12 protein-coding genes are annotated in these 17,239 nt (G+C 65.6%); 8 read left to right on the top strand and 4 right to left on the bottom strand.

The features are described 5' to 3' along the window. Positions 1 to 139: 139 nt before the first annotated feature. Genes C8271_RS09005 through C8271_RS08990 form a run of 4 tightly spaced genes read right to left on the bottom strand, consistent with a single transcriptional unit; the run spans position 140 to position 6,088 of the window. Entirely contained in the window at positions 140 to 1,882 is a 1,743-nt protein-coding gene (locus tag C8271_RS09005) for an ABC transporter family substrate-binding protein (RefSeq protein ID WP_106507000.1), read from the bottom strand. After that, entirely contained in the window at positions 1,882 to 4,155 is a 2,274-nt protein-coding gene (locus tag C8271_RS09000; RefSeq protein WP_106506999.1) for a dipeptide ABC transporter ATP-binding protein, read from the bottom strand. The genes C8271_RS09005 and C8271_RS09000 overlap by 1 nt, the downstream gene beginning before the upstream one ends. Further along, the gene (locus C8271_RS08995) at positions 4,152 to 5,108 is read right to left on the bottom strand and encodes an ABC transporter permease (protein ID WP_106506998.1); all 957 of its coding nucleotides are present in this window, start codon (positions 5,106 to 5,108) and stop codon (positions 4,152 to 4,154) included. Before C8271_RS08995 ends, C8271_RS09000 begins: the two co-directional genes overlap by 4 nt. Continuing rightward, the gene (locus C8271_RS08990; protein ID WP_106506997.1) at positions 5,105 to 6,088 is read right to left on the bottom strand and encodes an ABC transporter permease; all 984 of its coding nucleotides are present in this window, start codon (positions 6,086 to 6,088) and stop codon (positions 5,105 to 5,107) included. The genes C8271_RS08995 and C8271_RS08990 overlap by 4 nt, the downstream gene beginning before the upstream one ends. Before the next feature lie 411 nt (positions 6,089 to 6,499). Between C8271_RS08990 and C8271_RS08985 the strand changes: the two genes are divergently transcribed. From C8271_RS08985 to cimA, 8 genes are all read left to right on the top strand, one after another. Next, positions 6,500 to 8,257, top strand: a complete 1,758-nt coding sequence (locus tag C8271_RS08985) for an acetolactate synthase large subunit (protein WP_106506996.1) — start codon at positions 6,500 to 6,502, stop codon at positions 8,255 to 8,257. Positions 8,258 to 8,285: 28 nt separating this feature from the next. Then, complete coding sequence (gene ilvN, locus C8271_RS08980) at positions 8,286 to 8,822, top strand: acetolactate synthase small subunit (protein WP_106507987.1); 537 nt, start codon at positions 8,286 to 8,288, stop codon at positions 8,820 to 8,822. Positions 8,823 to 8,998: 176 nt separating this feature from the next. Further along, positions 8,999 to 10,030 carry a ketol-acid reductoisomerase gene (gene ilvC, locus C8271_RS08975; protein ID WP_106506995.1) on the top strand — a complete coding sequence of 344 codons (1,032 nt, stop codon included), beginning with the start codon at positions 8,999 to 9,001 and terminating at the stop codon, positions 10,028 to 10,030. Positions 10,031 to 10,096: 66 nt separating this feature from the next. Then, the gene (locus tag C8271_RS08970; protein ID WP_106506994.1) at positions 10,097 to 11,464 is read left to right on the top strand and encodes a hypothetical protein; all 1,368 of its coding nucleotides are present in this window, start codon (positions 10,097 to 10,099) and stop codon (positions 11,462 to 11,464) included. A gap of 102 nt (positions 11,465 to 11,566) precedes the next feature. Continuing rightward, positions 11,567 to 13,168, top strand: a complete 1,602-nt coding sequence (gene serA, locus C8271_RS08965; RefSeq protein ID WP_106506993.1) for a phosphoglycerate dehydrogenase — start codon at positions 11,567 to 11,569, stop codon at positions 13,166 to 13,168. Positions 13,169 to 13,202: 34 nt separating this feature from the next. Further along, complete coding sequence (locus tag C8271_RS08960; protein ID WP_106506992.1) at positions 13,203 to 14,249, top strand: 3-isopropylmalate dehydrogenase; 1,047 nt, start codon at positions 13,203 to 13,205, stop codon at positions 14,247 to 14,249. A 76-nt stretch (positions 14,250 to 14,325) separates the two neighbouring features. Beyond that, positions 14,326 to 15,417: a branched-chain amino acid aminotransferase gene (locus C8271_RS08955; RefSeq protein WP_106506991.1), complete on the top strand. Its 1,092-nt coding sequence runs from the start codon at positions 14,326 to 14,328 to the stop codon at positions 15,415 to 15,417. Between the two features lie 13 nt (positions 15,418 to 15,430). Continuing rightward, complete coding sequence (gene cimA, locus C8271_RS08950; protein ID WP_106506990.1) at positions 15,431 to 17,122, top strand: citramalate synthase; 1,692 nt, start codon at positions 15,431 to 15,433, stop codon at positions 17,120 to 17,122. Positions 17,123 to 17,239: the final 117 nt, after the last annotated feature.

Raw genomic sequence — 17,239 nt, 5'->3', positions numbered from 1 at the left:
GCGTAGGGGATCGGGCACTCAAGCACAGGGACGCCTGGCGTCATGTCCAGGGTGGCCTCCCTGCTAACACGCAGGGAATCGGGACCGCCGCGCCCCCGCCGACACACAGGACGACGGGGGCGCGGGCGCGCACGGCTGCTCAGCCCTTCTTCTTGCCCTTTTCCCAGCCCACGATGGACCAGTTACGGGTCTCGTACAGCTGCGGTCCGTAGTTCCCCAGCCCCGGGGTGTACGCGGTGATCGACGGGCCGTTCCACAGCGGCATCATGCAGTACAGCTCCTGGAACTTCTTCTCGCACTCGTTGGCGAGCTTCGAGCGTTCCTCGAGCTCGGGGGAGACCGAGACCTTCGGGATCAGCTCGTCGATCTCATCGCTGCCGGTACCGGTCATATTAGAGCTCGACTGCGAGTTGAAGAACTGGTTCGGGCCGAAGGTCGGATCGGAACCGACGGTGTAGCCCATCATCACCAGCTGGAAGGAACGCTCCTCCATCACCTTGCCGAAGTCCCCTGACCCCTTGGAGTCGATAGTGGCCTTGAAGCCGAGCTCCTCCAGGTTCTTCTGGATCGTCTGGGTAATGGCATTGCTCAGCGGATCATCACCGAAGTTGGTGATCGAGATGTCGAGGGTCTTGCCGTCCTTTGTGCGGGCACCGTCGCCCTCAGCCTTCCAACCGGCGTCCTCGAGCGTCTTCTTGGCGGCTTCCTTGTCATGTTCGACGGGGAAGTTGTTCTCGTAGTACGGCGAAAATGGCATGAGCATCCAGGAGCCCGGCAGCTCTTCCGTCCAGTTGATGCCGTTGAAACGAAGGTTCGCCAGGGCCTGACGATCCAACCCCTGGTAGATGGCCTTGCGGACCTCGACCTCGCCGAGCACTCCCTTCGTGGTGTTGAAGTTGATGCCGGAGACAGACAAGTTCTGTGAGCGACGCACGTCCTTCGGCTCGAAGTCCTTCATCTCGTTGTAGCGGCCGATGTTCGAGATTGCGCACAGGTCGATCTCGCCGTTCTTGAAGGCCGGGATCGTGGCGGAGGACTCCATCTCTCGGTAGATGACGTTGTCGAGGATCGGCTTCTCGCCCCACCATTTCTCGTTAGGCTTGATGATCACGCGACGCTGCACGGTGTCGAGCTCCTCGAGCTCGAACGGGCCGGCCATCCACTCGGGGTGCAGGTTATTCACGTAGCCATTGTTGAAGATCTCCGGGGTATTGACAGCCGGGTGGAACGTGCCGGAGAAGAGGTCGGTCCAGGGCTGGTAGACCTCCTTCAGGGTGACCACGACCTCCTTGTCGTCCTTCCCGGCCTCGACCTTCTCGATACGGTCGTAACCCTGGGTGGAGACGGCATCGATTGTCGGATCAGAGCCGTTCATCATCCGCCACTGGTTCTCAAAGGTCTTCCAGTCGTAAGGAGTGCCGTCGTTCCAGGTGGCGTCCGGGTGGAGGGTGTAGGTGATAACCGGCTTGTCCCCGGAGTCGTCGTACTTCGCGTCGGTGCAGAAGTCCTTGTTCAGAGTCGGGGTGCCGTCGGTCTCTGAGGACCACACACCGGCGCGGTCGGTGGCAGCCTGGATCGTTGAGTTGTCGGCGCCGTTGCCAGCGTTGGACCAACCGAAGAAGTTCGGGCCGAGCGAGCCGACGGTGAGCGTGAGGGTGCCGCCCTTCTCCAGGTTGTCAACGGGCTGAGGGTTGTTGTCGACCAGATCCTCGAGCTTGTCGGAGGTGCCGCGCGCTTCGAGGTCACTCGTCGCGCCACCGCCGTCGGAGGCGTTGTTTCCGCCGCCGCCTTCGCAGGCGGCCAGCGCGAGCACTCCGCCGGAGACAGCGAGCGAGCCCAGGAGCATCCGGCGACGATCGAATGGGTTGAAGATCTTCTGCATCAGAGGGATTTCCTTTCAGGGATGGTGGAGGTGGAGAGCGTGCGGGGGTAGAAACAGGCGAATGCTTGCCCGGAGTCGACGGCCTCGAGCGGGGGCTCCTCGTGCAGGCAACGCTGCTGCTTGTCTTCGGGCAGCATCGCGTAAATGGGGCACCGGGTCGCGAAGCGGCAACCGGTGGGCACATCCAGTGGGGACGGCAGGTCGCCAGCGAGGATGATGCGCTCGCGGCTCTCCTCGACGACCGGGTCGGGGATCGGGATCGCCGACAGCAGCGCTTGCGTGTAGGGGTGCCGGGGGTTGTCGAATATCTGGTCGACGTCGCCGTGCTCGACGATCTTGCCCAGATACATCACCACGACGCGGTCACTGATATGCCGGACCACCGAGAGGTCATGCGCCACGAGCAGGTAGGAGAGCTTCAACCGTGCCTTGAGATCATTGAGCATGTTGAGCACGCCTGCTTGGATCGAGACGTCGAGTGCGGAGACAGGCTCATCCAGGACGACCAGGTGCGGATTCACGGCCAGGGCGCGGGCGATGGCGATGCGCTGTCGCTGGCCACCCGAGAACTGAACCGGGAAGCGGTTGACGTGATCGGGCTGCAGACCGACCAGGCGCATCAGCTCGAAGACACGTTCCTTGATCTCCCGTGAGCTCATCCGGGTCATCTCGAGCGGCTCAGCAAGCACTTCGTACACGGTGAAGCGCGGGTCCAGAGAGCTGAGCGGATCCTGGAAGACCATCTGCACGGTGCGCCGCACTGCCTGCTGGGCAGCACCGGCGCGGCCGTGGTTGGTGACACCTCCGATCGTGATGGTGCCGGACTGCTTGCGATCCAGCTCCATGATCTCCAGCAGCGTGGTGGTCTTGCCGGATCCGGACTCGCCCACCAGCGCCAGGCATTCGCCCTCGCGCACATCGAAGCTCACACCGTCGACAGCGCGGACGGTCCCGATCTCGCGTTTGACGAGCCCACCCTTGGTCAACGGGAAATGCTTGGACACATTCTCCAGCACCAGGACGGTCCGACGCTCCTCACGAGGGGTGCTCTCAAGCTGGGCGGCCGACTCGTGAGCGACGAAGATGTCCTGTGTCGAGACGGTGCCGTCGTGGATTTCCGCGCTGCGCACGCAGGCAGCGAAGTGCCCGTTGCCGTGGTCCACCAACTCAGGTTCGCCGTCCATGCAGGGGTCCGCGGCGAGGGGGCACCGGGGTGCGAAGGGGCAGGCTGTGGGCGCCTGCAGCAGGTTCGGCGGTGAGCCGTCGATCGAGACGAGGTCGCCTCCACGGGAAACATCGACGCGCGGCACAGAAGACAACAGGCCGACGGTGTACGGCATGAGCGGCTGACGGAACAGGGTGCGGGTGTCGGCGTATTCAACGGGGCGCCCGCCGTACATGACCATCACGTTGTCCGCGACGCCGGCGATGACACCGAGGTCGTGGGTGATCATCACGATGGCGGCACCGGTCAGCTCATTGGCTCGCCGCAGCACCTCGAGGATCTGCGCCTGGATGGTCACATCCAGCGCCGTCGTCGGCTCATCGCAGATCAGCACCGAGGGGTTGTTCGCCAGGGCGATGGCGATCATCACCCTCTGGCGCATGCCGCCGGAGAACTGGTGAGGGTACGCGCGAAGACGATCAGCGGGCGAGGGAATGCCGACAGTCTTCAGCAGTTCGATGGCGCGCTCGCGACGCTCCTGGCCACTCATGCGCGGGTTGTGCACGCGGATTGCATCGTCAAGCTGACGGCCGATCGTGAATACCGGAGTCAGCGAACTGAGCGGGTCCTGGAAGACCATCGCAATCTCGACGCCGCGGAAACTGCACATCTGCCTGTCGGTCTTCCCGACAAGTTCCTGGCCCCGGTAGGAGATGGACCCCGTGACCTTTGCAGTCGCCGGCAGCAGACCCATCACTGCCAAGGATGTGACTGATTTGCCGGACCCTGATTCGCCGACGATGCCGAGGACCTCCCCGGGACGAACGTCGAAGGAGACGCCACGCACGGCGTGGTTCACACCGTTCTCGGTGTTGAAGCGGACGTTGAGGTCGCGAACGGACAGCACGGGTTCGGCGGAGGCGTCGTAGCGGGAGGCATGTTCGTTCGCTGCGTGGATGCCGGAGACGTTGTCGGTCAGGACCTGACCCGCGTCCGTGCCGACCCCGAGGTCTTCGGCAGGAATGCCGAGGGCGGGGGCGTCCTCGGTGCTGTGCTGCGGGGTGCTGTGCTGGGGAGTGCTGTGCTGAGGGGTGTTCTGGGTGTTCATCGGGCCGTGCCTGCGGAGAGTGAGTTCGGATCAAGGGCGTCGCGCAGACCGTCATTGATCAGAGCGAGCGGGACGGTGATGAAGAAGAGCGTCACCACGGGAGCCCAGAAGAGCCACGGCTGCGAGGACAGTGCACTGGAGGCCTGGGAGATCATCAGGCCCAGCGAGGTGTCCGGGATGCTGACGCCGATGCCGATGAACGAGTAGGACACCTCGGAGAGGATCGCGCCCCAGATACTCATGGTCACGTTGAGCACGACCAGCGACGCGATGTTGGGGACCAAGTGCCGACGGATGATCCGATGCGCTGGAACGCCCATGTACCGAGCAGCCTTGACGTAGTCCAACTGCACAAGTGAATACGCGAGGCCTCGGACCAGACGCGCTGTGCCCATCCAACCGAAGACGATGAGCAACACCGACAGCGTGATCCAGCCGCCGCCGCGACCGTTCATGAGGATCGCGATGAGGATCAGCGACGGCATCATGATCATGGTCTCGAGGATGAACAGGCCGATCTGGTCGACCTTGCCGCCGAAGAAGGCGAGGGTCGTGCCGTAGACGGCCGCGATGAGTGGTGTCACGACACCGACGAGGAACCCGATCAGCAGGGATTTCTGCGTGCCCCGCACGAGCAGGGCGTAGACGTCGGCCCCGGCGGTGTTCGCGCCCAACCAGTGACGGGCACTTGGCGGCGCGCCGCCGGCGGCCCAGGGGTCGAGGTCGTCGTAGACCCAGCCGTTGGGAATGTTGCCGAACACGGCGAAGCAGACCACCAGCAGCAGGACGATGACGCCGGCGACCGCCGGCTTGTTACGCAGGAAGCGCTTGATGATGATGGCACGCTTGTTGAGGTATACGGAGGTGTTCGCATCCGGAACCTCCGCGGTCGGTGCGCCCAGGGCTGCGCCGGCGCCGCTCGCGGCGCTGGGCATCGTCGAAGTGTCGCTCATGCCATCCTCACTCGTGGGTCGACGATCACGATGGCGAAGTCCGCGAGGATCGCGCCGATCGCGAAGATGATGCAGCCGTAGGCGGTCATGGCTACGGCGACGGACACGTCCTGCTGGCTCAGTGCGTTGATGGACCACACACCCAAGCCCGGCCAGGCGAACACCGTCTCTGCGAAGAACGAACCGGTGAAGATCGCCGGGATAGTGAAGGCGATCGACTGGGCCACCGGGATGAAGGAGACACGAAGGGCGTGTCTCGAGATCGCCTTGGTGCGCGTCAAGCCCGTGGCGCGCGCGGTACGGACGAAGTCGGCGTTGATGTTGTCCAGGAGGTACTGGCGCTGCGAGACCTGATACCCGGCCCACCCCATGACGGTCATGGCGAAGGTCGGGACGATGTAATGCGCGCCGTAGTCGAGAAGCTGGTTGAACCAGCCTTGGACGCCCACGCTGGAGATGCCGGAGACAAACAGCACGCGCTGGCCGATTGCTTCGTTGATACTGATCGCGCCGAGCTGGACCAGGAGGTAGGCGACCGGGGCAGGCACGATGAACGTCAGATAGGAGTAGCCGGTCAGAGCTCGATCACCGATGGAGTACTGGCGGGAAGCGGAGTACACGCCCAGAGCCACGCCGATGATCAGGGTGAGCACGATCGTCACGAGTGTCAGGCTGGTCGAGACCAGAACCCGGTCAGCGAACTCCTGGTTGACGTAGGCGCCGTTGGGGGAGCGGCCCCAGTCCCATCGGGTGACGACGCCCGTGAGCCAGTCGAAATACCGCAGGATGATGGGGCGCTCCGGATCGAGACCAAGATTGGCCAGCATCTGTCGGATCTGCTCATCGGACATCGGGGGAGTGCGTTGCTCGAACTGGCGACCCGGCTTGAAGAACGAGCAAGCCAGGAAGAACGCAGCACTGGTAGCAACGAACGTCATCATCAGGTAGATGACGGCGCGTTTGGCGAGGTATCGGAGCATTCTGGGGCCTTCGTGCGGGGCGTGGATCGCTCGCCCCGTAAGGCGGGGGCGTGGCTCGACCACGGTGTCAAGTGCGTGTGTGCATCAGACCACTCCGGAGAGCCGGATGTGCGTGAACCGGGCGGAATTTACCCAATCGTGACCGCGGCCACAGGGGAGATGCGGGTGTGGGCTTGCCACAAAGCGTCACGAATGCCCCGGTCACGGTCTGATCTCGAATCGTGGACGCCATGAGCCGGTGCCGGGGGAGTCCATACCATGTCCGTATGCAGACGATCATTCTCGTAGTTCCGGAGCGCGGCTGACGCCCGTTACGTGACACGAGACGTCCCGCGCCCCTCAGAGCCCCCGGCCGAGGGGCTTTTTCGTGCCCACCGCTCAGAGGCGGGCTTAGACATCGAAGGAGCTGTGATGACAGGACAGACCCTCACGGGTGCACAGGCGCTCGTCCGATCGCTCGAACAGGTCGGGGTCGATGTTGTCTTCGGCCTCCCTGGTGGCGCGATCCTGCCCACGTACGATCCGCTGCTGGACACCGGGCAGCTGCGACATGTGCTGGTACGGCATGAGCAAGGCGCAGGCCACGCAGCGAGTGGATACGCCCACGCCACCGGGCGCGTTGGCGTCTGTATGGCCACCTCCGGGCCCGGGGCGACGAACCTCGTCACCCCGCTGGCGGACGCGCAGATGGACTCGATCCCCATGGTCGCCATCACCGGCCAGGTGGGCTCGCACTTCATCGGCACCGACGCCTTCCAGGAAGCGGACATCGTCGGCATGACCATGCCGGTGACCAAGCACAACTTCCTGGTGCAGGACGTCCGTGACATCCCGCGCACGATCAAGCAGGCCTTCCATATCGCCTCGACCGGCCGCCCCGGGGCGGTGCTCGTGGACGTCACCAAGGATGCGCAACAGGACAGCGCGGAGTTCATCTGGCCCGACGGACTCGATCTGCCCGGGTACCGAATCGATCCACGGCCGCACCGCAAACAGATCCGCGAGGCCGCTCAGCTGCTCATGGACGCCAAGCGGCCGGTGTTCCTGCTCGGCGGCGGTGTGTTGCGTGGCCGCGCCGTCGCGCAGGTGCGTGAGCTCGTTGACCTCTCCGGTGCACCGGCGGTCACCACGCTGATGGCGCGCGGCGCCCTGCCGGACTCCCATCCCGCGCATCTGGGGATGCCCGGCATGCACGGCAGCGTGGCGGCGGTCTCCGCATTGCAGCGTGCCGATCTGATCGTGGCGATCGGTGCCCGCTTCGATGACCGTGTCACCGGCAGGCTCGACTCCTTCGCGCCGAACGCCGCAGTGGTGCATGTGGACGTGGACGCCGCCGAGATCTCCAAGAACCGCACCGCCGATGTGCCGATCGTCGGCCAGGCCGCTGAGGTTGCCGCCGGCATCGCGGCAGAACTGCGCGGACTCATCGCGCAGAACGACGTGCGCGACTACGAGGCCTGGTGGGGCACGCTGTCGATGCTGCGTGACACGTATCCGCTTGGCTGGACGGACACCGAAGACGGCCTGACAGCACCGCAGAAGGTCATCTCCCGAATCGGAGATATCACCGGTCCCGACGCGGTCTATGTGGCCGGAGTCGGTCAGCACCAGATGTGGTCCAGTCAATTCATCCGGTACGAGGAGCCCTACTCCTGGATCAACTCCGGGGGACTGGGCACGATGGGGTACGCGGTTCCCGCCGCAATGGGCGCGAAGGTCGGCCGTCCCGAGACGACAGTGTGGGCGATCGATGGCGACGGATGCTTCCAGATGACCAACCAGGAGCTCGCCACCTGCGTGATCAACGAGATCCCGATCAAGGTCGCGGTGATCAACAACAGCTCGCTGGGCATGGTGCGGCAGTGGCAGAACCTCTTCTACGACAAGCGGTACTCCAACACCGACCTCAACACCGGCCACGGCACCGCCCGCGTCCCCGATTTCGTGAAGCTCGCCGAGGCCTACGGCTGTGCGGGACTGCGCTGCGAGCGTGACCAGGACATCGACGCCACCATCGAGCAGGCTCTCGAGATCAACGATCGCCCCGTGGTGGTCGACTTCACCGTGAGTGCCGATGCGATGGTGTGGCCGATGGTGCCGGCCGGTGTGTCCAATGACGAGATCCAGATCGCCCAGGGCATGAGCCCCGAGTGGGAGAGGGACATCTGATATGAACGCCCATGTGTCCGATTCGGCGATGCCCGAAAACACACAGACCCTGTCCGTGCTCGTCGAGAACAAGCCCGGCATTCTCACCCGCGTGACGGCGCTGTTCGCCCGCCGCGGTTACAACATCCACTCCCTCGCTGTGAGCCCCACCGAACATGCGGAGATCTCCCGGATCACCGTCGTGGTGGATGTTGCTCAGCAGCCGCTTGAACAGATCACCAAGCAGCTCAACAAGCTCGTGAACGTGCTGAAGATCGTGCAGCTGGAGCCGAGGCGCACAGTGCAGCGCGAGCTGATGCTGGTGAAGGTCACCGCGGACAACACCACCCGCACCTCGGTCCTCGAGGTGGTGCAGATGTTCCGCGCGAAGGTCGTGGATGCCTCGGCGGAGGCAGTCACCATTGAGGCCACCGGTACGCAGGACAAGCTGACGGCGTTGCTGGCCATGCTGGAGGAGTTCGGCGTGCGTGAGATCGTGAAGTCCGGTGCCGTGGCGATCGGCCGCGGCGGTACGACGATCGCAGATCGCTCGTTGCTGCGCGGTGACGAACCGCGTGAGTCGTGAGCTCGCCGTCTGCATGACTGGCCGGGGCATGCCCCGTCGGTGCATGTCCCGTCGGCCGCAGACCACGACGATCGACCGCATCGCAAGACTCCCTCTCATCATTCAAGACAGTGCCCGATAGGATCGGCCTATCGGGCTCCACACCCGATCACGCACCCCACCGAAGGAGAATCATCGTGGCGGACATGTTCTACGACGACGACGCAGACCTCTCGATCATCCAGGGACGCAAGGTCGCCGTCATCGGCTTCGGCTCGCAGGGCCACGCCCACGCGCTCAGCCTGCGCGACAGCGGCGTCGAGGTCCGCGTCGGACTGAAGGAAGGCTCCTCCTCGCGGCAGAAGGCCGAGGAACAGGGCCTGCAGGTCGGCACCCCGGCCGAGGTCTCGGCCTGGGCGGACGTCGTGATGATCCTCGCCCCGGATCAGCATCAGCGCACGATCTTCACCGAGGAGATCCGCGACAACCTCGAGCCCGGCAACGCACTGTTCTTCGCGCACGGTTTCAACATCCGCTTCGGCTACATCGAGCCGCCGGCCGGTGTGGACGTCGCCATGGTCGCCCCCAAGGGCCCCGGTCACGTGGTGCGCCGCGAGTTCGTTGCCGGCCGCGGTGTGCCCGTCATCGTGGCGGTCGAGAAGGACGAGTCCGGCTCTGCCTGGGACCTGGCACTGTCCTACGCCAAGGCGATCGGTGGCCTGCGCGCCGGTGGCATCCGCACCACCTTCACCGAGGAGACCGAGACTGATCTCTTCGGCGAGCAGGCTGTGCTCTGCGGTGGCATGAGCCACCTGGTGCAGGCAGGATTCGAGACCCTCACGGAGGCCGGTTACCAGCCGGAGATCGCCTACTTCGAGGTGCTCCATGAGCTCAAGCTCATCGTCGATCTCATGATCGAGGGTGGAATCTCCAAGCAGCGCTGGTCGATCTCCGACACGGCGGAGTTCGGCGACTACGTCTCCGGGCCGCGCGTGGTGGACCAGCATGTCAAGGATTCGATGAAGGCCGTGCTCGCCGACATCCAGGATGGCAGCTTCGCCAAGCGCTTCATCGAAGATCAGGATGGCGGCGCGACCGAGTTCCAGAAGCTGCGCGAGGATGAGGCTGGCCACCCGATCGAGGCCGTCGGCAAGGATCTGCGCAAGATGTTCTCCTGGAGCAAGGAGAGCGTGGACGCCGACTACACCGAAGGCACCGCGGCACGCTGACCTACAGGGTGCGCGTATGCGCCGCATTCCTGAGCAGTTGTCCATGGTGATTGCTACGATGCCGCGGTGACTACGCCCACACCACGATCGTCAGATCCGAACGCCGCCCCGCAGCGCACCGACCTCACCCGTCGGTCGTTGCTGGGCGGCGTCTCGCTCTCTACCGTTGGCGTTCTTGCCGCCTGCAGCGCTCTGCCGGGTCTGCCTGGCGGGGGTGGTACTGACCAGGACGACACGTCCGATGGTTCTGGCCGCTCCTCCGATGCAGGTGGGGCCGACAGTGCGGGGGAGGGCGCGACCTCGCCGATCACCGCAGACGACTGGACGAAACCACTCGATCTCGACGCTGTTTCCCTCGACGTCGCAGCTGCCGATAAGCGCTACAGTCCGATGGTTGGCGAGCGCAAGCGTGAGGACCGCTACGGCACCTGGTTCGTCCCCGTTTTTCCCCCCGATGGCGAGCTCGCCACCACGCAACCCGTTGTGGCGCAGGATGTCTCGGACGCTGGTCGCGAGGCAGCCCCTGCCGCTCTCGGCGTGCTCGCAAGCACCATTGCCACGATCCTGGACAGCCCACTCGCGCTAGAGGAGGACAATGCACGCTCCGGAGAGGTCTCCCCGGAGCTTGTGCAGGACCTCGCCCTGGACGGTGTGGACCCACACTCGTGGGACCAGGTCTTCGAGGACATCCCCCTCAACGGCACGGGTATCGGCGAGGATGGCGCGCCCGAGTTCTACGGCTTCGAGCCCACCGCGTACACCGATGGCCACCCCCGCATCCACCTGCTCGAGCATGCCCTCCATGTCGAGCCCGCGCGCTCGGGACAGGTTAAGGGAACGCTGCTCACGGCCGCGGTCCGCGGTGTGATCAGTGTGCACAGCGAGCAGCTGGGCGACACCTGGCTCGAACGGGAGGCTCAGCTCTGCCTCGGCGTTGGCGAGGGTCCTGATCAAGGACGCATCCTGCTTGCCTGTGCAGTCAGCGCCGGCGTTCCCGTGTACGTCGAGGACCCAGCGCAGATTCCGGCCGTCGAGCTTGCCGCGAAGGCCCCGGAAGCCTGGGGTACGCAGGAGCTCGCCGGGCTCAGTGTGCGGGTGCCGGATGACCTGGGCCAGGCACAGCAGATCGAACACGCGTGGCTCTGGGGAAGCGGCACACGGGACCAGCGCGCCGCGACGTTCACGCACGTCCTGCTGCCGCCGCCGACCCCGTACTCGGTGCCGACCGCTGACGTGGTCGCTCGCTTCGAGGTACCCGGCGTCGATCTGGTGCTTGCCCTGATCGACCGGGATGAGGAGAGCGATACGAGCCGCATCATTGTGCGGATCCATCGCGGTGAGGAGTCCTGGAGACTGCAGCTCTTCCAGCAGCCGAATGACACGGCCGCGCAGATCGTGCACCAGCTCGTGGCCGGGATCCACGTCTCGGCCTGACCCTGAGCCAGGGCGGGCGTCTCGGATTGCGAACCCTGCGCCCGCTATACGGACGGCTCGGTAGGCTGAGCGCCGTCTCTATCCCCTGCGGAAGGTGCTCCCGTGGCCCGCCCTATCGTGCTCATCGCCGAAGAGCTCTCTCCTGCGACCATCGACACTCTCGGTTCGGACGTCGATGTGCGCCGCGTCGACGGCACCGACCGACCCGCACTGCTCGACGCGGTCCGTGAGGCCGACGCACTCCTGATCCGTTCGGCCACCCGCGTGGACGAGGAGGTGCTGCGCACCGGTCGTCTACGGATCGTGGCTCGCGCCGGCGTGGGCCTCGACAATGTTGACGTCGATGCCGCCACCGCCGCAGGTGTCATGGTGATCAACGCCCCGACCTCGAACATCGTCTCCGCTGCAGAGCTCGCCATCGCTCTGATCCTCGCGTCGCTGCGCAACATCGGCCGCGCCGATGCGTCGGTGAAAGCCGGGCGGTGGGAACGAAAGCAGCTCACCGGCACGGAACTGTTGGACAAAACCGTCGGCATCGTCGGGTTCGGCCGCATCGGCCAGCTCGTCGCCGAACGGCTCCGACCCTTCGGCGTGCACCTGCTGGCCTACGACCCCTACGTCAACCACACCCGCGCCGCCGAACTCGATACACGCGTGGTGACTCTTCCTGACCTTATGCGGGAGGCCGACGTCCTCGCCGTGCACATGCCTCGCACCCCCGAGACGATCGGCCTGATCGGCGCGGAGGAATTCGCACTGGCGAAGCCATCGCTACACGTGGTCAACGCGGCGCGCGGCGGCCTCATTGACGAACAGGCCCTCTACGACGCTCTGACGCAGAAGCGCATCGCAGGCGCCGCCCTCGACGTCTACTCCGCTGAGCCGCCCGCCGGATCGCCCACCGCGGCGAAACTGCTCGAGCTCGAGAACGTGACCCTGACGCCGCACCTGGGCGCTTCCACCCACGAGGCGCAGGAGAAGGCCGGCGTGGCCGTCGCCCGCTCGGTGCGCCTCGCTCTCGCGGGCGAGATCGTGCCCGACGCCGTGAACGTCTCCGGTGGCGCGCTCAATGATCTTGTCCGCCCCGGTGTCGAGCTAGCCGACCGCCTGGGCCAGCTGTTCATCGCCCTCGCCGGATCCGCCCCGGAGCTCGTGGAGATCGTGGTGCAAGGCGAGATCGCCGCCCACGACGTCACCGCCCTTAAACTCTCAGCCCTGCGTGGCATGTTCCGCGGCGTCGTGAGCGAACAGGTCAGCTACGTGAACGCTCCCGTGCTCGCCGAGCAGCGGGGCATCGAGGTGCGGCTGCTGACTGACGAATCGCAGGAGCGCTTCCGCAATGTCATTCAGGTGCGCGGCACCCTGCGTGACGGCGAACGCGTGAGCGTCAGCGGCACCCTGTCCGGTGTCGAGCAGGCGCACAAGCTCGTCGAGATCAACACCCACGCGATGGACACCCCGTTCAGCGACCACCTGCTGATCCTCAGCTATGAGGATCGCCCCGGAATGATCGGCCGCTTCGCCGGCATGCTCGGCGAGCAGAGCATCAACATCGCCGGCATGCAGGTATCCCGCGCCGGATCCGCCGCTGGGGCCATGGCCCTGGTGGTCCTGAACCTGGACCAGAGCGTCGAGCGGGCGCTCGCCGAACGCATCGGCTCCGAGGTCGGCGCCGACGCGGCAACGGTCGATATCGAGTACTGAGACATTCCACTGAGGCATCCCAGAGGAGTTGCACATGGCCACCACCATCCGCCTAGCCGTCATCGAAGGCGACGGCATCGGCCACGAAGTCGTGCCCGAAGCGCTACGCGTTCTGCGCGCCGCCGTGTCCCCGGAGGGGGTCGACATTGATGCCACGGACTTCGACCTGGGAGCCGGCCGGTGGCACCGAACCGGTGAGACGCTCACCGATGCCGACCTCGACGCGCTCCGGGAGCACGACGCGATCCTGCTGGGTGCCGTGGGTGACCCCGACGTCCCGTCCGGTGTCCTCGAACGCGGCCTGCTGCTGCGCCTACGCTTTGCTTTCGACCATTTCGTGAACCTGCGCCCCACGCGGCTCGCCCCCGGTCTGCGCTCGCCGCTGACCGATCCCGGAGAGATCGACTTCGTGGTGGTGCGCGAAGGGACGGAAGGCTTGTACGTGGGCAACGGCGGCTCCATGCGCACCGGCACGGAGCTTGAGGTCGCTACCGAGGTGTCGCTGAACACTGCTGTGGGTGTCGAACGGGTGGTGCGCTACGCCTTCGACCAGGCCATGCGTCGCCGTCGGCGTCTCACACTCGTGCACAAGCACAACGTCCTCGTACACGCAGGCGCGTTGTGGCGTCGCATCGTCGAGCAGGTGGGGCAGGAGTTCCCCGAGGTCACGGTGGACTACGCGCACGTCGACGCCGCCACGATCTACATGGTCACCGACCCGGGACGCTTCGATGTGATCGTCACAGACAACCTGTTCGGTGACATCCTCACCGACCTCGCCGGCGCGATCGGCGGCGGCATCGGCATCGCAGCAAGCGGCAACATCAACCCCACGGGCGATTTCCCGTCAATGTTCGAGCCCGTTCACGGCTCTGCGCCTGACATCGCCGGGCAGGGGAAAGCTGACCCGACCGCAGCTGTGCTGTCGGTGGCGCTGCTGCTCGAGCACCTGGGGCACGATCAGGCGGCAGCTCGGGTGCGAGGCGCGGTCGATGCAGATCTGTCCTCACGCGCCGCGGCAGGTGCCCGCTCGACCCGCGAGATCGGCGACGCACTGGTAGCTGCGGTTCAGGGCGGCTGAACGCCGCCCGGCTCATCCCGACGTGGAACCACGTCGGCGTATTCTGCCTGTACACCCCCGTATGAGGAGACCTGTGATGAGTGCGCTCACCTTCCCGCAGTCCGATACCTCCCGCCGCATCGGCGACGCGGAGCGCGCCGCGATTCTTGCCGACCCTGGCTTCGGAACGCACTTCACGGACTTCATGGCGCATGCCCGGTGGAGCGAGGCCAGTGGCTGGAGCGAGGATGAGATCGTCCCGTTCGGTCCGATCACACTGTCCCCCGCGTCGGCCGTGCTCCACTATGGGCAGGAAATCTTCGAAGGGATGAAGGCATTCCGGCACGACGACGGCAGCGTATGGACCTTCCGCCCCGAGCAGAACGCCCGTCGCATGCAGCGCTCAGCTGCCCGTCTGGCGCTGCCCGAGTTGCCTGTTGAGGACTTCCTCGCCTCGATCACAGCGCTCGTGCGTGCGGACGAACCGTGGGTTCCTGCGCCGACGGGGGAGACCAGCCTGTATCTGCGTCCCTTCATGTACGCCTCGGAGCCGTTCTTGGGCGTGCGCGCCTCCCATGCCGTTGACTACCTGGTGATCGCATCCCCGGCAGGCGCCTACTTCCCGCGCGGGGTGCAGCCGCTGGTGGTCTGGGTGACCGACGCGTTCGCCCGCGCGGGCGCTGGTGGCACAGGTTCGGCGAAGTGCGGCGGCAACTATGCCTCCTCGCTGCTGGCGAAGTACGAGGCGGGCGAGCAGGGCGCCGATGAGGTCATGTTCCTCGACTCGGAAACCCACACCTTTATCGATGAACTGTCGGGTATGAACGTCTTCGCGATCACTGAGGACCAGCGCATTCTCACGCCCCAGCTGACCGGGTCGATCCTCGAGGGGGTCACGCGCGCATCCATCCTGCAGCTCGCCGAGGATCGCGGTCTCACACCCGTCGAGGAGCGGCTGGCCTATGACCGCGTGTGCGAGGACCTGCGCGCCGGACGCATCACGGAGATGTTCGCCTGCGGTACCGCTGCCGTGATCAACCCGATCGGTGAATTCCGCGATCGACACGGCTCGGTTCGTGTGGGTGACGGCGGATCAGGAGAGACCACGCTGTCGCTGCGCGAAGAGCTCACCGGTATCCAGTACGGCCGCCTCGAGGACCGGTACGGCTGGATGACCCGACTCGTGTGAGCATGGAGAGCAGATGACCAGCAACGCTCAGCCCATGACAGCGCCGCCGCGGATCGACGGCTTTCACCTGTACGACACCACCCTGCGCGACGGCTCGCAGCAGGAGGGGCTCACGCTGTCTGTCGAGGACGAACTGGCGGTGGCTGCACGCCTGGACGAGCTGGGCGTCACCTATATCGAAGGCGGCTGGCCGGGCGCCGTGCCGAAGGACACCGAGTTCTTCCGCCGGGCCGCGGCTGGTGCGCTGGAGCTGAAGAACGCGCGTCTGGCGGCGTTCGGAGCCACCCGTCGCGCGAAGATGGCCGTTGACGAGGACCCGCAGGTTCAGGCGCTGCTCGACTCTCAGGCTCCGACCATCACAGTGGTCGCGAAATCGCATCGGCGACACGTCACCGACGCGTTGCGCACCACCCCCGAGGAGAACCTCGCGATGGTGCACGAGACCGTTGCGCATCTCGTGGCCGCCGGCCGCGAGGTCTTCGTTGACGCTGAGCATTTCTTCGATGGTTTCCGCACAGATCCCGACTACACCGCGCAGGTTGTGCTTGCGGCGCACCGCGCCGGAGCAGCGGCGGTGGTGCTGTGCGACACCAACGGCGGCATGCTGCCGTTCCAGGTCACAGAGATCGTGGAGGACCTGCAGGGGCGGCTGACAGCAGCGGGGGAGCCGTCGGTGAGGGTCGGCATGCACGCGCACAACGACACCGGCTGCGCGATCGCGAACACGATCGCTGCGGTGCGCGCGGGTGCTGACCATGTGCAGGGCTGCGTGAACGGCTACGGGGAACGCACCGGGAACGTCGACCTCATCGCGGTGGCGGCGAACCTGCAGTTGAAGCTGGGCATGCCGCTGCTGCGGGAGGAGCAGCTGGCCGACGCCACACGTATCGCCCATGCCATCGGCGAGATCGTGAACCAGCCGGCGCCTGCCCGCACCCCGTATGTGGGAGCCAGCGCCTTCGCCCATAAGGCAGGTCTGCATGCTTCCGCGTTGCGTGTCGATCCGGACCTCTACCAGCACACCGATCCGCGGCTGGTGGGCAATGACATGCGCATGATCATCTCGGACATGGCCGGGCGCGCGTCGATCGAGCTGAAGGGCCGTGAGCTGGGCTTTGATCTGTCCGGCGATCAGGAACTGCTGGGGCGGCTCGCCGCGACGGTGAAGGGCCGCGAAGCAGCCGGATACAGCTACGAAGCGGCGGATGCGTCGTTCGAGATGTTGCTGCTGGAAGCGATGGGTCGCGTGCCGTCGTACGCCAAGGTGCATTCCTGGCGCACCGGCACCCACCAGCTGTCCGACGGCACACTCGAAACCGAGGCCGTGGTGCGCCTGCTGGATGACGCCCCGTCAGATGAGCCTGAACAGAGCGCACGCTCCGTCGCGGAAGGCATTGCGGCCGTCGGCCGGAGCAAAGAGGTCACCATCGCCGAGGGCAACGGACCTGTGCATGCCCTGGACAACGCGCTGCGCGATGCACTGCTCACCCGCTATCCGCAGGTTGCCGACTTCGAGCTGATCGACTTCAAGGTGCGCATCCTGGACTCCCAGCGTGGTACGGATGCGACCACGCGCGTCCTGGTCACCACGCAGATTCCTGGGCGCACCTTCGCTACCGTCGGCGTGGGTGCGAACGTGATCGAGGCGTCCTGGGAGGCGATCTTCGACGCCTACAACTACGGGCTGTTCGCCTTGGGCGTGTGAGACGGGCATCTGCCCGTGTACCAGCGGAGGCGTGTTCATCCTGCACGTTGCAACCGGCCAGGACCTGGACCTGCCCGTGACCGCGGAGCCGTGAGGTGCGGCCACGCGCGATGATGT

Origin of the sequence: Brachybacterium timonense (assembly GCF_900258505.1) — a bacterium.
Taxonomy (GTDB): Bacteria; Actinomycetota; Actinomycetes; order Actinomycetales; family Dermabacteraceae; genus Brachybacterium; species Brachybacterium timonense.
Note: the sequence above shows the minus strand (reverse complement) of the source record. Positions and strands in the feature narration are given on the sequence as shown.

Coding starts and splice junctions, on each gene's coding strand:
- C8271_RS08955 (WP_106506991.1), top strand. CDS start 14,326: ATGAGTGCGCTCACCTTCCCGCAGTCCGATACCTCCCGCCGCATCGGC.
- C8271_RS08995 (WP_106506998.1), bottom strand. CDS start 5,108: ATGAGCGACACTTCGACGATGCCCAGCGCCGCGAGCGGCGCCGGCGCA.
- C8271_RS08960 (WP_106506992.1), top strand. CDS start 13,203: ATGGCCACCACCATCCGCCTAGCCGTCATCGAAGGCGACGGCATCGGC.
- ilvN (WP_106507987.1), top strand. CDS start 8,286: ATGCCCGAAAACACACAGACCCTGTCCGTGCTCGTCGAGAACAAGCCC.
- C8271_RS09000 (WP_106506999.1), bottom strand. CDS start 4,155: ATGAACACCCAGAACACCCCTCAGCACAGCACTCCCCAGCACAGCACC.
- C8271_RS09005 (WP_106507000.1), bottom strand. CDS start 1,882: ATGCAGAAGATCTTCAACCCATTCGATCGTCGCCGGATGCTCCTGGGC.
- C8271_RS08990 (WP_106506997.1), bottom strand. CDS start 6,088: ATGCTCCGATACCTCGCCAAACGCGCCGTCATCTACCTGATGATGACG.
- C8271_RS08985 (WP_106506996.1), top strand. CDS start 6,500: ATGACAGGACAGACCCTCACGGGTGCACAGGCGCTCGTCCGATCGCTC.
- cimA (WP_106506990.1), top strand. CDS start 15,431: ATGACCAGCAACGCTCAGCCCATGACAGCGCCGCCGCGGATCGACGGC.